Here is a 1,012-nt window from a genome sequence, read left to right on the forward strand (position 1 = left end):
GTGGGGTGTGGGTTGCGGGCGTCGGCGTCGGCGTTGACGAGTGCGGGCGGGCGTCGGCGGCTGTCGGTGGGTGCCGTGGAACGTTAAGTTACGCTGCTACGAGGCAGCCCGGCAGTGCTTTCGTGTGACGATCGTAGGCCCGGTTGGACGGCTCGAATGCCAGGACGGTGGTAGTGTGCGCGCCTCGCTCATCCAGATCGGCGTAGACGAGGGCGAATCGGTCGAATCGCGCCGACGGCGGGTTGCCGCCCTGGTCCGCGAACAGTCCGGTGCGGATCTCGTGGTCCTTCCCGAGTTGTGGACGACCGGTGCCTTCGCGTACGAGGAGTTCACGGCCGAGGCCGAGCCGCTGGAGGGGCCCACGTACGAGGTGATGGCCAAGGCCGCGAGCGACGCGGGCGTGTGGCTGCACGCGGGCTCGATTCCCGAACGGGACCCTGACGGTCCCCTCTACAACACGTCTCTCGTCTTCTCTCCCTCCGGTGAGCTCGCCGCCGCCTATCGGAAGATCCACCGCTTCGGCTTCGACAAGGGTGAGGCCGTGCTGATGGGGGCGGGCAGCGAGCTCGTGACGGTCCGTCTGCCGGGGCCGGGGTCGGAGCGCGGCACGACCCTTGGTGTCGCGACCTGCTACGACCTCCGCTTCCCCGAACTCTTCCGTGGTCTCGTCGACGCCGGTGCCGAGATCCTCGTCGTCCCGGCGGGCTGGCCCGAGCGTCGGCGGTCCCACTGGACGCTGCTGGCCCAGGCGCGGGCGGTCGAGAACCAGGCGTTCGTCCTTGCGTGTGGAACGGCCGGTACGCATGCGGGGGTTCCCCAGGCGGGTCACTCGATCGTGGTGGATCCGTGGGGTGAGGTGCTGGGGGAGGCGGGTGCCGGTGAGGAGGTGCTCACGGTGGAGTTCGATGCGGAGAAGGTGGCTACTACGCGGGAGCAGTTCCCGGCGTTGAAGGATCGGGTGCTGGGGTTGGGGGTTCCTCGGCGCTGACGCTGACTGGGTGCGGTGCTGGGT

The 1,012-nt window shown here is 69.3% G+C and carries 1 protein-coding gene; it reads left to right on the top strand.

Features of this window, described 5'->3' with window-relative positions; genetic code table 11:
- Positions 1-175: 175 nt before the first annotated feature.
- Positions 176-988: a carbon-nitrogen family hydrolase gene (locus FNH08_RS50485; RefSeq protein WP_322726696.1), complete on the top strand. Its 813-nt coding sequence runs from the start codon at positions 176-178 to the stop codon at positions 986-988.
- Positions 989-1,012 lie beyond the last annotated feature (24 nt).

This window comes from Streptomyces spongiae, assembly GCF_009377185.1.
GTDB lineage: Bacteria > Actinomycetota > Actinomycetes > Streptomycetales > Streptomycetaceae > Streptomyces > Streptomyces spongiae.